Origin of the sequence: Limnohabitans simekii (SeqCode) (assembly GCF_965234735.1) — a bacterium.
GTDB lineage: Bacteria > Pseudomonadota > Gammaproteobacteria > Burkholderiales > Burkholderiaceae_C > Limnohabitans > Limnohabitans simekii.
The window spans coordinates 148,195-161,453 of record NZ_OZ248540.1 but is presented as its reverse complement, the minus strand read 5'-3'; the positions used below and the strand labels follow the sequence as shown (position 1 = coordinate 161,453).

Annotated in this window: 17 protein-coding genes; 8 read left to right on the top strand and 9 right to left on the bottom strand. The window is 53.7% G+C overall.

Going from position 1 to position 13,259, the window contains the following annotated elements:
- Positions 1-9: 9 nt before the first annotated feature.
- The 3 genes from AC8GFP_RS00850 to AC8GFP_RS00840 are packed head-to-tail and all read left to right on the top strand — an operon-like array spanning position 10 to position 3,530.
- Positions 10-633, top strand: coding sequence for a response regulator transcription factor (locus AC8GFP_RS00850; RefSeq protein WP_506609331.1), 624 nt, complete (start codon positions 10-12; stop codon positions 631-633).
- A gap of 6 nt (positions 634-639) precedes the next feature.
- Positions 640-1,500, top strand: coding sequence for a bifunctional methylenetetrahydrofolate dehydrogenase/methenyltetrahydrofolate cyclohydrolase FolD (folD, locus tag AC8GFP_RS00845; RefSeq protein WP_506609329.1), 861 nt, complete (start codon positions 640-642; stop codon positions 1,498-1,500).
- Positions 1,497-3,530 (top strand): M3 family metallopeptidase, encoded by a 2,034-nt coding sequence (locus AC8GFP_RS00840; RefSeq protein ID WP_506609327.1) that lies wholly within the window; start codon positions 1,497-1,499, stop codon positions 3,528-3,530. The genes folD and AC8GFP_RS00840 overlap by 4 nt, the downstream gene beginning before the upstream one ends.
- Here AC8GFP_RS00840 and rpiA read toward each other — a convergent pair whose 3' ends face one another.
- Positions 3,531-4,220, bottom strand: coding sequence for a ribose-5-phosphate isomerase RpiA (gene rpiA / locus AC8GFP_RS00835; RefSeq protein ID WP_506609325.1), 690 nt, complete (start codon positions 4,218-4,220; stop codon positions 3,531-3,533).
- A 38-nt stretch (positions 4,221-4,258) separates the two neighbouring features.
- On the opposite strand from rpiA, the gene AC8GFP_RS00830 reads away from it, so the two are divergent.
- Together AC8GFP_RS00830 and AC8GFP_RS00825 are read left to right on the top strand one after the other, a co-directional pair.
- On the top strand, positions 4,259-5,338 hold the full coding sequence (locus AC8GFP_RS00830) for a quinone-dependent dihydroorotate dehydrogenase (protein WP_506609323.1): 1,080 nt from the start codon (positions 4,259-4,261) through the stop codon (positions 5,336-5,338).
- Positions 5,335-6,264: a 3'-5' exonuclease gene (locus tag AC8GFP_RS00825; RefSeq protein ID WP_506609321.1), complete on the top strand. Its 930-nt coding sequence runs from the start codon at positions 5,335-5,337 to the stop codon at positions 6,262-6,264. The genes AC8GFP_RS00830 and AC8GFP_RS00825 overlap by 4 nt, the downstream gene beginning before the upstream one ends.
- Before the next feature lie 3 nt (positions 6,265-6,267).
- On the opposite strand, the gene AC8GFP_RS00820 is transcribed toward AC8GFP_RS00825, so the two are convergent.
- Positions 6,268-6,699, bottom strand: coding sequence for a hypothetical protein (locus tag AC8GFP_RS00820; RefSeq protein ID WP_506609319.1), 432 nt, complete (start codon positions 6,697-6,699; stop codon positions 6,268-6,270).
- Positions 6,700-6,756: 57 nt separating this feature from the next.
- On the opposite strand from AC8GFP_RS00820, the gene AC8GFP_RS00815 reads away from it, so the two are divergent.
- Entirely contained in the window at positions 6,757-7,134 is a 378-nt protein-coding gene (locus AC8GFP_RS00815) for a hypothetical protein (RefSeq protein ID WP_506609318.1), read from the top strand.
- A 20-nt stretch (positions 7,135-7,154) separates the two neighbouring features.
- Here AC8GFP_RS00815 and aroQ read toward each other — a convergent pair whose 3' ends face one another.
- The gene (gene aroQ / locus AC8GFP_RS00810; protein ID WP_506609316.1) at positions 7,155-7,601 is read right to left on the bottom strand and encodes a type II 3-dehydroquinate dehydratase; all 447 of its coding nucleotides are present in this window, start codon (positions 7,599-7,601) and stop codon (positions 7,155-7,157) included.
- Between the two features lie 85 nt (positions 7,602-7,686).
- On the opposite strand from aroQ, the gene AC8GFP_RS00805 reads away from it, so the two are divergent.
- Both AC8GFP_RS00805 and AC8GFP_RS00800 read left to right on the top strand, forming a co-directional pair.
- A complete protein-coding gene (locus AC8GFP_RS00805) occupies positions 7,687-8,373 on the top strand; it encodes a haloacid dehalogenase type II (RefSeq protein ID WP_506609315.1) in 687 nt (228 codons plus the stop codon).
- Positions 8,374-8,418: 45 nt separating this feature from the next.
- Complete coding sequence (locus tag AC8GFP_RS00800) at positions 8,419-8,832, top strand: hypothetical protein (protein WP_506609313.1); 414 nt, start codon at positions 8,419-8,421, stop codon at positions 8,830-8,832.
- Between the two features lie 10 nt (positions 8,833-8,842).
- On the opposite strand, the gene AC8GFP_RS00795 is transcribed toward AC8GFP_RS00800, so the two are convergent.
- The 6 genes from AC8GFP_RS00795 to AC8GFP_RS00770 form a co-directional block, all read right to left on the bottom strand.
- Positions 8,843-9,274, bottom strand: a complete 432-nt coding sequence (locus AC8GFP_RS00795; protein WP_506609312.1) for a bactofilin family protein — start codon at positions 9,272-9,274, stop codon at positions 8,843-8,845.
- A 64-nt stretch (positions 9,275-9,338) separates the two neighbouring features.
- Positions 9,339-9,917, bottom strand: a complete 579-nt coding sequence (locus AC8GFP_RS00790; RefSeq protein ID WP_506609311.1) for a DUF3299 domain-containing protein — start codon at positions 9,915-9,917, stop codon at positions 9,339-9,341.
- 12 nt (positions 9,918-9,929) lie between these two features.
- On the bottom strand, positions 9,930-11,228 hold the full coding sequence (locus AC8GFP_RS00785; RefSeq protein ID WP_506609309.1) for an ABC transporter permease: 1,299 nt from the start codon (positions 11,226-11,228) through the stop codon (positions 9,930-9,932).
- Positions 11,225-11,911: an ATP-binding cassette domain-containing protein gene (locus AC8GFP_RS00780; RefSeq protein WP_506609307.1), complete on the bottom strand. Its 687-nt coding sequence runs from the start codon at positions 11,909-11,911 to the stop codon at positions 11,225-11,227. Before AC8GFP_RS00780 ends, AC8GFP_RS00785 begins: the two co-directional genes overlap by 4 nt.
- Before the next feature lie 3 nt (positions 11,912-11,914).
- Entirely contained in the window at positions 11,915-12,433 is a 519-nt protein-coding gene (locus AC8GFP_RS00775; protein ID WP_506609305.1) for a ZrgA family zinc uptake protein, read from the bottom strand.
- A 33-nt stretch (positions 12,434-12,466) separates the two neighbouring features.
- Positions 12,467-13,249, bottom strand: a complete 783-nt coding sequence (locus tag AC8GFP_RS00770; protein ID WP_506609303.1) for a ZIP family metal transporter — start codon at positions 13,247-13,249, stop codon at positions 12,467-12,469.
- Between the last annotated feature and the right edge of the window lie 10 nt (positions 13,250-13,259).

The following is a 13,259-nucleotide window of genomic DNA, read 5'->3' as shown; positions in this document are numbered from 1 at the left end:
GGAGTAAAGATGAGTTTGATCCCGAAAAAAGGCAATGTTTATGTGGTGGATGACGACGAAGCCGTGCGTGATTCACTGCAATGGTTGCTAGAAGGCAAGGACTACCGCGTGCGTTGCTTCGATTCAGCCGAATCATTCCTCAGCCGCTACGACCCCCGCGAGGTGGCTTGCTTGATTGTCGATATTCGAATGCCCGGCGTGACAGGCTTGGAACTCCAAGATCGTTTGTTGGAACGCAAGTCACCCTTGCCCATCGTGTTCATCACGGGTCACGGCGATGTCCCCATGGCCGTCAACACCATGAAAAAAGGCGCCATGGATTTCATCCCCAAGCCCTTCAATGAAGAAGAGCTGCTGAACGTTGTTGAAAGAATGTTGGATCAAGCCCGTTCGGCTTTTGCGGACTATCAGCATGCAGCCAACCGTGAGGCCTTGATGGGCAAGCTCACGGCTAGAGAAGCACAGGTCTTAGAGCGCATCGTGGCAGGCCGCCTGAACAAACAAATTGCCGATGACTTGGGCATCAGTATCAAAACCGTTGAAGCGCACCGCGCCAACATCATGGAAAAACTCAATGCCAACACAGTAGCTGATTTGCTGAAAATCGCCCTCGGACCAACCCATAAATCTTGATCTACCATGACTGCACAACTCATCGATGGAAACGCACTTTCTCAACTGCTTCGTCAACAAGTCAGCGAGCGTGTTGAGCAACTCAAATCGCAAGGACTGACAGCAGGTTTGGCGGTCATTTTGGTCGGAGACAACCAGGCCAGCCAAGTCTATGTTCGCAACAAAGTCAAAGCTTGCGAGCAAGCGGGCATCCACTCGGTCTTGGAAAAACACGATGCGGCCATGACCGAAGCGGCCTTGCTCGATCGCGTTGCAGCCCTCAATGTCGACCCCAGCATTCACGGCATTTTGGTGCAACTGCCCTTGCCAGCTCATATTGATGCCCAAAAAGTGATTGAAGCCATTGCCCCCGACAAAGATGTCGACGGTTTCCATGTCGCCAGTGCAGGCGCCCTGATGACGGGCTTACCCGGTTACTGGCCTTGCACACCGCATGGCTGCATGAAGATGTTGGAACACATCGGCTACAACTTGCGCGGCAAGCACGCCGTGGTGATTGGCCGAAGCAACATCGTTGGCAAACCCATGGCGCTCATGCTGCTTCAGCAAAGCGCCACCGTGACGATTTGCCACAGTGCCACCACCAACCTCAAGGCCCTGACCTTGCAAGCTGATGTGGTGGTAGCAGCGGTTGGCAAACGCAATGTTTTGACCGCCGACATGGTCAAACCAGGTGCAGTGGTGTTGGATGTGGGCATGAACCGTGATGACCAAGGCAAGCTCTGTGGCGACGTTGATTTCGAAGGTGTAAAGCAAGTCGCCAGCTACATCACGCCCGTGCCTGGCGGTGTGGGTCCCATGACCATCACGATGCTGCTGGTCAATACCTTGGCTTCGGCTGAAAAGACCGCATCTGCTCATTCATGACCCATCCCCTGCTCGACTTCTCTGACCTCCCCCTGTTTGATCAGGTTCAACCCGCCTCGATAGCTCCCGCCATTGACAGCCTGCTGGCCCAGGCCGATGCAGCATTGACGCAAGTCACAGCCCACGACTTTCCTGCTGATTGGACGGCGATTGCCAAAGTTCTTGACACCGCCACCGAGCGACTTGGCCGCGCTTGGAGCATGGTCAGCCATCTGCAATCCGTGATGGACTCGCCTGATTTGCGAGCCGCCTACAACGCAGAACTGCCGAGGATCACCGAGTTTTGGACCCGCTTGGGTGCCAACGAAGCCTTGTATGCCAAATACAAAGCCATTGACACCAGCAGCCTCAACCCGGAGCAAACCCATGCGCACCGCTTGGCCTTGCGTAATTTTGTGCTTTCAGGAGCCGAATTGAAGGGCACGGTCAAGGAACGATTTGCCGCCATTCAAGAACGCCAAGCAGAGATCAGCCAATTGTTCAGCGAACACGTCCTCGACGCCACCGATGCCTGGTCTTTGCTGGTCGGCGAGGAAGAAGTGGCGGGCATTCCAGACGATGTGTTGCAAGCGACCAAAGCAGCGGCCCAAGCCGATGGCGCACAAGGCTACAAACTCAGCTTGAAAATGCCCTGCTATTTGCCGGTCATGCAATACGCCCACAGCAGCAGACTGCGTGAAAAACTCTATCGCGCGTATTCAACAAGAGCGTCCGACCAATCAGATCACCCTGAGTTTGACAACACGGTGTTGCTGCAAGAAATCTTGCAATTGCGACAAGAAGAAGCCGAGTTGTTGAGCTATGCCAATCATGCTGAAGTGTCCTTGGCCAGCAAAATGGCCGAGTCACCCAAGCATGTGATGAAGTTTTTGCGAGACTTGGCTCTACGCGCCAAACCCTTTGCCGAAAAAGACTTGGCAGAAATGCGTGCGTTTGCGCGGGATGAACTGCACTTGCAGGATCCACAAGCTTGGGACTGGACCTTCATTGGCGAAAAACTCAAAGAGTCTCGCTACGCCTTCAGCGAACAAGAGGTGAAGCCCTATTTCACCGCGCCCAAAGTCCTGAGCGGCTTGTTCAAAATCGTGGAAACACTGTTTGAGGTGCAGATCCAACAGGACAAGGCGCCAGTGTGGCATCCAAGCGTTTTGTTCTACCGAATCGAGCGTGAAGGGCAGCTGGTGGGGCAGTTTTACCTTGATCCCAGCGCCCGCAAAGGCAAACGTGGCGGCGCTTGGATGGACGATGTGCGTGCCCGTTGGTTGCGCCCAGACACCGGCAAACTTCAAACGCCTATCGCGCATTTGGTTTGCAATTTTGCTGAAGGTGTCAACGGCCAACCGGCATTGCTCACGCATGACGATGTCATCACTTTGTTCCACGAGTGTGGACACGGCTTGCACCACATGCTGACGCAAGTCAATGAACGTGATGTGTCAGGTATCAGTGGTGTGGAATGGGATGCGGTCGAGTTGCCCAGTCAATTCATGGAAAACTTTTGTTGGGAATGGGCCGTGCTCAGACACATGACTGCCCATGTGGACACCGGAGAACCTTTGCCCCGCGCTTTGTTTGACAAAATGCTGGCGGCCAAAAATTTCCAAAGTGGTTTGCAAACCCTGCGTCAAATCGAGTTTTCCTTGTTGGACATGCGCTTGCACTCTGAAAAAGCAGCCGCTGACCGTGTGATGCAAGTTTTGCAAGAAGTTCGTGATGAGGTGGCGGTGTTGCATCCACCCGCCTTCAACCGCATGCCGCATTCATTCAGCCATATTTTTGCTGGCGGCTATTCGGCAGGCTATTACAGTTACAAATGGGCCGAGGTGCTGAGTGCAGATGCTTATGCCGCCTTTGAAGAAACAGCTGCTGCAGATGGCAGTCCAAGTGTGGCGACTGGACGCCGTTACCGGCAAACGATTTTGGAGGCTGGCGGCAGCCGTCCTGCCATGGAATCATTCAAAGCGTTTCGAGGACGCGAGCCGAGTTTAGAGGCTTTGCTGCGCCATCAGGGCATGGCGCAAGCTGCCTGATCATTCATAGTGAATGGTTTGCACGCCTGCATTGGTGCCCAGCAAACACACGTGGGCTTTTTGGTGGGCAAAAACGCCCACCGTTACAACACCTGGCCACTGACTCACTTGGTTTTCAAATGACAAGGGCTCGCGAATCTGCAGGCCTGTGACGTCAACCAAAAATTGTCCGTTGTCTGTGACCAAGGGCAGACCATCTTTCATGCGCACATCCGCATGTGCGCCCATGGACTGGAAGCGACGGATGATTTCAGGTGCAGCCATCGGAATGACTTCGACGGGAAGTGGAAAACGACCCAACACTTGGACCAATTTGGATGCGTCAGCAATGCACACAAATTGATCAGCTTGTGCCGCCACAATTTTTTCGCGCGTGAGTGCGGCGCCGCCACCTTTGATCATGAAGCCGTGGCTGTCAATTTCATCTGCACCATCAATGTAGACCGCTAAACGCGCTACTTGCGCCAAATCAACGACCGGCAGCCCCCCCTCTTTCATGCGTTGCGTTGAAGCCTCAGAACTGGAAACCGCGCCTTTGATGGGTATTCGAGCAGCAGCGAGCGCATCAATGAACTTGTTGACGGTGGAGCCGGTGCCAACGCCTACCCACTCGTTGGGCACCACGTAATGCAAGGCGGCCAAGGCCACCTGGGTTTTTAATTCGTCTTGGCTCAGCACAGCTTGGCTCATCGGTGACAATTCCATCATTGATTCAGCGCAGATTATCCATGTCCTTGTTGCCCTACGCCCTTGTTCGCCCCCTGTTGTTTGCATTTGATGCGGAGACTGTGCATGAGCACACCATCGACATCTTGGCAAGCACCCAACACAATGTCTGGCGGCATGCTTACCAGCAAGCACGCATTGAGGACCCCGTTTCCTTGGCTGGGCTCAGCTTTCCCAACCGCGTGGGGTTGGCTGCCGGTCTGGACAAGAATGCACGCTGCATTGATGCATGGGAAGCCATGGGGTTTGGCTTTGTCGAAGTCGGGACGGTGACCCCGCTGGGCCAAGCTGGCAACCCCAAGCCCAGAATGTTTCGCTTGCCTGCAGCCAATGCACTCATCAATCGCTTGGGTTTCAACAACGACGGTTTGTCTGCTTTTTTAGCCAACGTGCAACAAGCGCGGTTTCGAAACGCCTCCCAAGCGCCCATGTTGCTGGGCTTGAATATTGGAAAAAACGCAAGCACACCCATTGAACGCGCGACCGATGATTACCTGACCTGCTTGAATGCGGTCTACCCTTTTGCCGACTATGTGACGGTGAATATTTCCAGTCCCAACACGCAAAATTTGCGCAGCTTGCAAACCGATGAAGCTTTTGCTGGCTTGCTCCATGCATTGAATGAACGTCGGCAGCAGTTGGCGGATCAACACCAAAAACATGTTCCTTTGTTCATCAAAATCGCACCTGATTTGACCGAGGAACAACTTGCGCAATTGGCCAACACCTTGCGGGCCTATTGCATGAACGGCGAATCGGTCAAAGACCAAGCTTGGGGGCTGATTGCAACCAACACCACCTTGTCACGAGATGCTGTGAAGGGCTTGCCGAATGCGCAAGAAGCAGGCGGCTTATCAGGCACACCGGTGCGTGACGCCAGCAACCGGGTGATCACGGCCCTTCGTGCGCAACTGGGCGTCAACTTTCCGATCATCGGTGTGGGCGGCATCATGACGGCGGAGGATGCCGTGCAAAAAGTTGAGGCTGGTGCAGATCTGGTGCAAATCTACACCGGCTTGATTTACCAAGGACCCAAGCTGATTCGACAAGTTGGCAAGGCTTTGCTTCGAAAGATTCTATGAACGACCAAGACAACAACCCTTTAAGTCCCGAGCAGATGGCCCAAGCTTTAGACCAACACCCAGATTACAAAGTGTTGCGTCGCTTGGTTCCAAGGCATGAATTCAACCCCTCTAAGCCTGGACAAATGCTTCAAAGAGGCGTGGTGCTTGACACTGAAACAACTGGACTGAACGTCGATGCTGACCAAGTGATTGAATTGGGAATGATCGTGTTTGAATTTGACCCCGTGCTTGGGACTGTTCACAGGGTGGTCGATGTATTTGACGAGTTAGAAGACCCTTTGCGCCCCATCCCGCCAGAAACCACTGCGGTTCATCACATCACTGATGAGATGGTGCGCGGAAAAACCATTGATGATGCCAAGGTCAATGCCATTGTGAATGCTGCGGCGGTGGTGATTGCACACAATGCTTCTTTTGATCGGCCTTTCGTAGAAAAACGATGGCCTGTTTTTCAAGACAAGCATTGGGCTTGTAGCATTCGCGATATCGACTGGAAAGGCGAGGGCATCAGCTCTGCTAAGCTCGAATTTTTGATGCAAACACAAGGTATTTTTTATGAAGCCCACCGGGCTGAAACAGATTGCTGGGCCTTGCTGGAATTATTGACCGCCCTGCTTCCGCAAAGTCAGCAACCGGCCTTGTTGACCCTGTTGGAGTCTTTGAACCAACCCCAAGTGCGTCTGTACGCGACCGGTTCTCCTTTTGATTCAAAAGATGCCTTGAAAGCGCGCGGCTACCGTTGGGCCCCCGAGATCAAGTGTTGGCATCGAACCCTGAGCACAGAGAAAGCTTTGCAAGAAGAACTCGATTGGCTCAAGCGAAAGGTTTATCAAGGCAAACGAGCCAGTGTTGAGGTTGAGACCTTGGGTGGCACAGTTCGCCATTCACAACGCCAAGGCGAGAAAACCATCCATCCGCTTTGATGTTCAATAGTTCACCAACTGCCAAGGCACGTTGCATGTTGGCACGTTTGGATAGTATTGCTGGGCAGTTTGGCAGAAATAGGCAACCCGAGCGGGGTCGATCACCACGGGTGGCGAAACAATCACGGTGGCAGGTGCTGGTGTGTAGTTGTTGGCCCAATAAATGGTGGTGCCAACGGCAGCAGCTGCCACCCAAGGAGCCAGTCCCCAGCCGTGCCCATGCTGCCTGTAACCATGGTTGTAACCACCGTATCTGTGGTTGTAGCCGAATCCGCTGTGCCTCGCGCCCCGGCCATGGACATGATGGTTGTCGATAGAAATTTGGATACGGGCCCGCGTCCCCACATGGTTGTCCCAGCGCCCGGGATCGGCCATGGCAGGCCCCATAGAAAGAGTTAGTAACAAGGTGTACAAGACAGGCAGTATTTTCTTCATGGCGAGGTCCTTTGTGTGTATTTCTATCAACCGATTGGGTGATGACTTGATAACGCCTTGGGCCTGAGCCTGGATGACAGTTCTTGGCTTAACATCACTGATATGCGTCAAATTCATTCTCTGATCACAGCCCTTGTGCTGAGCTTTTCGCTCATGGGTTCGGCAATGGCCGAAGCCTATGTCTACCCAGGTGTCCACTTGCATGACCTGCCCAGTGCGCTGCAGGAAGCTTTTAAACATGAGCGACCCAACCTTGGCGACATCGGGCGATGTGTTGTCGCCTATGACAGCAACTTGGTGGAGGACAAGATGATTTTCACCTGCTCCATTTACGTCAAGATGTCTGCAGTCGCAGAACGAAAAGCCATGGAGCGATGCGAAGGCATGCGCACATCCAAAGGCATCAAAAATCCTTGTCGTGTTGTGCGTGAATAAACCCTGACGACCTTCCGCGCTCAGGTGGATTTATGAATCAAGCCTTGCACAGCCAAAGCATAGCCTTGTATACCCATGCCAATGACGGACCCCAGAGCCACTGGTGCAATGAAGGAATGATGGCGAAAGGCCTCACGTGCATGGACGTTGGTGATGTGGACTTCAACGACTGGCAGCCCAGTGCCCTTGATGGCGTCGTGTAAAGCGACAGAGGTGTGGGTGAAGCCCCCAGGATTGAAAACCGCACCCAAGGCCTGACCGGCTTGCACCAACTTTGCGAAGCTGTGTAACTTGTCGATCAACTCGCCTTCGTGGTTGCTTTGAAAACACTCCACACCATAGCCCAAGGCCATGGCAGTTTGCGCACAAAGCAGCTCAACATCGGCCAAAGTGGTCTGGCCATATTGCTCGGGTTCGCGGGTGCCAAGCAGGTTGAGATTGGGTCCGTTCAAAACAAGGATGTTCATTTTTTAAGTATACGATGCACACCAGCCTTGGGCCCTGTCGCCGTGGCGATCCCATTTGCATCCTCGGCCACATTCTGGAGTTGACATGATTCGATTGGTTGTTTTTGATGCCTACGGCACATTGTTTGATGTCTATTCAATCAGCAGTTTGGCTGAATCGCTGTTTCCAGGGCAGGGGCAGGCGCTTTCAGTTCTTTGGCGTGACAAGCAGATCGAATACAGCCGTCTCATCTCACTCAGTGACCCCATGAACCCCATGGGCAGTCGCCACTACCAGTCATTTTGGGATCTGACCCGACTAGGGTTGCAATACGCTTGCCAGCGACTCGAGTTGGAGTTGACGCCTGCCAAACAAAAACGATTGATGGACCAGTATGCCCAGCTGACGCCATTTCCTGAAAACCTGGCGGTACTCGAAGCATTGCAATCCTTGCAGATACCTGCTGCCATTCTGTCCAACGGCAGCCCAGACATGCTGCAAGCTGCAGTCAGCAGTGCGGGTATGGGCCATGTGATTGACAAGGTCCTGTCGGTGGATGAGGTGCGTCAATTTAAAACATCGCCGCAAAGCTATGGCTTGGTAGCAGATCACTACAAAGTGGATATTCGCGAGGTTTTATTTGTCTCTAGCAACAGTTGGGATGCATTGGGTGCAACCTGGTTTGGTTTCAAGTCGTTTTGGGTCAATCGACAGGGCATGCCCTTTGAAACACTCGGTCCCCGACCCACCTACAGTGGTCGAAGCTTGCGCGATATCTTGACTTTGATTTAAAGCATGGGCTCTTACAGCTGACAGAGCTCGGTAAAATGAGCAGCCATGAAAAATCGCATTGGGTTTGTTTTTTGTTGTCTTGGGTTTGTTCTTTTCACTGAATCATTCAGCATGGGGTGGTTCAGTCATGAAGACAAATTGCGTCAAACCGAGTTATCCCAAGCTGAGCTCAAGCAATTGAACATCCAATCCGGCTGGTCCAAGGAAGAACCCGATTTGATGATGTTTGAAGTGGGCAACAAGCTCAGCGGCCCGATTTTTTGCATCGGTGCCAGTTTCGACTTCAAAGATGGTAGTAAAAGACATCAAGCTTTTGAACCGAAACTTTATATTCCTCCCAATGCGGTCAGGCGCGTGAGCGTGCGCGGCATTGAGAAGAAAAATGTTCAAAATTTCGGCATGAGTTGCCTGTGCATGAAAGCGCAACCGCAGGGGCCTTGTGAAAAAGCCTTCAAATGATGCTTGAGACTTAATTCCCAGAAGGGCCTGATGGGCCGGGCATGGCGCCTGGCGCGACTACCGGCTTGGGGGCTGAGAAAGATGCGCTGGAAGGCGGGATCACAGGAGGTGCACCAACTTGCTGCATTTCGCCTCGGAACTCACCGCCACGCTCGATCTGAATTTGTGAATACTCGAGCTTGCCAGACACCTTGCCAGTGGCTCGAATATGCAAGTGATCACGGCAATGGATGACCTGGTGCAATTCGCCCTCCACCTCGATGCTGCGGGCAGTGACTTTGCCGGTGATCTTGCCGGACTGGCCAATGAAAATTTCTTCAGCAGTCAGCTCACCGTCAACAGTCCCATAAACCGTCGCCTTCTTGGGCACATTCAAGGTGCCCTTGAAAGTCACGCCGTTACCGATCACAAGGTTGTTGGATTGATCAAGATTGGTTGCCATAGAACGTCCCGCTGTAAAAGGTTGAGTCTGAAATCGAGAAAAACTGCTGTTTGGCCATTGTAGGTCAGCGCTTGGCCGGTTTTGTCTCGTATGGCGCGATGTTGATGGCCTCGAGCATATAGCCGCTCACCCCTTGACTGGTGTTCACCCGAGCCTCTTTCAGTTCACCCTCGACCCAAAGTACATCCATGGATTCCGGCATTTTCTTGATTTTGCTGTTGGCCGTTGGGCGCACAAGTACGATTTGATTGGAAGGTGGCGGTGGGGTGTGAATGCATGCGCCGAAATACGGCACCAGCAAAAACTCGCGCTTGCTGTTGCGGTCCGCATCCAAGGGCACGGCATAACCAGGCAATCGAATTTTTTGGTTCACCTGCGACTTCACAATCGGTGCGTCATCTAGCTTTTTACGCAGATCAGCCATGGCCTTGGTGGCCTCAGGACTGCCATCCAGCAAACCGTTCAACTTGCTCATTTTGGCCATTTCTGTGGTCATTTCTTTGACCCAGTCATCCGGCATCAAATCGTTCCAATCAATGGTTTTGTAACCAGCCGTTTGCGACCATGCGAACGGCGCGAAGGCCATGCTCGTCAAGGCAGCAAGCCACTGACGTCGGTCTATGTGATGCGACTTTGATTTCATGATGATTTCCAGTTAGAGGGTTGGAGGATGCAAGCCATCCATCAGGGACAGTCGGTAAGCCTGCCAAGCGGGCAACAAACTGGCGACAAAAGCCACTGTGACCAGGGCAGCCAAGCTGAGCCAGGCTTCAGCTGAGGGCCAGCCCGGCTGCACCAACACCCCAAATTGAACCCTCAACAAGTCTTGCGCGGCCCACATCAAGCCCTGACTCCCTATCTCGCCAGCCAGGATGCCCAGCGAACAAACCAACACAGACTCCAACAACACATAGCCCAGTAAAGACGTTGGGGCCACGCCCATGGCTCGCAAGATCGCCAATTCTTTGCGCCGACCGGCCATGGCGACAAGGAGCACGGCAGCCACACTCAGCATGGCGCTGACAGCCACCAACATACCCACCAACACCAAACTGTTTTCAACCACCTTGACAACCTGCCACAACTCATCCAAAGCCACGCCAGGCATCACTGCCATCAGGGGATCACGGTTGAAGCTTTCAATTTTTCGGCGCACTGAAAACACCTCGGTGCGGCTGTGCAAGCCAATCCAAACTGCTGACAAACTGACCGGCGTCAACTCTTTGGGGTCCAGTGCGGCGACTTGACTGGCATTTGCAGCTTGCAGGGCATGGGGCGAGATACCCAAACCCCAGCCCTGGTGCATGGCTTCAAACGTTTCTAAATTGACCAGAACCGATCGATCGATTGGTGCCCCAGTCGCTTTCAATATGCCAACCACAGTCAGGGGCTGGTCATCGTGCTCGGTGCTCTCAGGACCACCACCAGCACCGTGGGTGACAACCAGTTTGTCGCCAAGCGCATGTCCAAATCGTCTGGCGACTTCGGCTCCCAAGACAACTTCTTTCAATGCTTCAGCGTTCTGTTGCGGGTTGCCAAATGTCCGACCTTGCGCCCAGTCCAAACCCCTGCCTTGACTTTGGAACTCGGTGAACAAGGTAGCCGTGGTGCCCAACACCGGGTGACCCTGGTAGGTGTCCCCCAACTGGATGGGCACAGCCCAACGCACTTGGGGCATTGTTTGAATCTCTTGGAAGCCAGCGTAGCCCATGTTTCTAGAGGGTCGGCCAATTTGAAACACGCTGTAGAGCATGAGTTCGGTGGCACTGCCGCGTGGCCCCACAATCAAATCAACGCCGCTCAAGGCGTTGGAAAAACTGCGTCTGGCGTCTTCACGCAGTTGCTGAACACTCAGCAAGATCAGCACCGAGACGGCCACCGAGACCGTGACCAAGGACAGGGCTTGCCGCCTGGACCAAGCACTTTGCCACGCCAAACCCAGCCAAAACTTCATGCAGCCTCCTTGGTTGGCCAAACATGGACTTGGTGAAACCGATCAGCCAGTCGGGCGTTGTGGCTGACCATCACCACACTCGCGCCCTGCTTCTCGGCCGTGCCGAGCAGCAAATCTAAGAACTCCAATTGGTTGGCGTCATCCAAAGCGGAGGTGGGCTCGTCAGCGATGATGAGTTGGGGCTGCCCCATCAGGGCACGCACGGCAGCCACCCGCTGCTGCTGACCCACCGACAGCTGGTGCACCGGCTGGTGCCAAAGTGATGAAGGCAAACCCAAGCCCTCGGCCAAGGCTTGAGCTTGCGCCAGCGGACTGCCCCAAACTTGGCTGGCAGCCGCTGCACGGCTGGCGAACAAACGGGTGGGCAACAAAGCATTGGCAGCGACATCCAAAAACGGCAGCAAATTGAACTGCTGAAAAATCACACCCATGTGCTCGCCACGCAGTTGGTCCCGCTGCATGGGCCCCAAGGTCGCTAAGTTTTGACCCAATACTTGGCAGACACCTTGCTGGACCTGCTGAACGCCAGCCAACAAGGACAGCAAGGTGCTTTTGCCACAGCCACTGCGCCCTTGAATGAACAGATGTTGGCCCTGCGGTAATGTCAGCTGGGCAATGTGAATCAGTGGCGCTTGGCCGGGCCATGCGTGGGTGAGTTCAGACAGGTGCAGGGCCAAGGGCATGGTTTACCAACGCAACACCGGGTCTTTGGTTTTGACGGTTGTTGCACCTTGACCTTTCGGCGTGAGCATGTCGACCTTCAAACTTTTCAGGCGCGGGTGTTTTTTGAAAATGGGGAATTCAATTTGCTTGAGTTCAGCGGGTTGGCTGCAGGTGAACTCTATGCTCAGGTCCAAATCGCTGTGGGTTGATTTTTTGCCCAAAAACATATCGGACTGGGCTTGCACACTTTTCAATTCGCAAGCCGCCGTTTTGGGCAGACCCAGCACATAGTCGGGTTGAGTCACAGCCGCTTGCAAGTCGGCCATGGCTTTCTTTTGGGCTGCTGTTTTAGGCAGATGTTCAAAGCCCAAAAGACTTTCCATGGGGATTTCAAAATTGGCTTTGACCGCGCCTCCCTGAACCACCAACTCGAGCTGCCCTTGCCCATGCGAGTGTCCAGCATGTTCATGTTTGTCAGCGGCCCAAGCGGGCAGCAAGACCGAAGCGGCCTGAAAAATGAGGGTGAAAATCCATTTGCTCATGAGAAGTCCATTCTAGGTCGATTGAAACTGGTTTCAGTGGTGGGAAAAAAGCGCCAAAGCCGGAACCCAAGACACGCCCAACAACAACAAAGCGGATTGCGGGGCAAAGCCATCCCGGCCTTGCTGCTTGTGGAGGTAGGGCATCAAATCGGTCAAAGAAATATAGACAAAACTGGCAACCGTGACCATCAAGACATAGGGAATGGCTGGCCCGGGTTCAAGCAGCCACCAGCCCACCAAGCCGCCCAGCACACTGGTCATGCCCCCCAACAGGTTCATGGTCAAGGCCTTGGTTTTGGACCACCCTGAAGCCAAATACACTGCAAATTCGCCAATTTCCTGTGGGAGTTCATGCACAAAAATGGCGGCCGCCGTGGTGACCCCGAGCCAAGGGTCTGCCATGAAAGCGGCGGCAATCAACAAACCATCCACAAAATTGTGCACGCCATCACCCAGCAACACGGCATACCGCGCAGGTTTCAAATCTGCATGGAGATGCGGCGCCGGGGTGACAGCCAGATCTTGCACTGCGTCCGGACTGTGATGGTGATGCCGCCACAGCGCTGCACGTTCCATGAAGTAAAAACCCAGCAAAGCCAACAACAAGACCCCAAACAACAGGTGCGGGTCGACGCCCTCCTGTTCCAGGGCCTCAGGCAAGACGTCCATCAAGGCGGCTGACAGCATGGTTCCAGCTGAAAAAGCCACCATCAACGACATCGCTTTGGCAGGGATCCGGTGGGCTACTGCATAAGCCAACAACAAACTCAAACAGGTTGACAACAAGCAGGCAGCCAAAATCCAAATCAAGGTCATGTGCATCCTT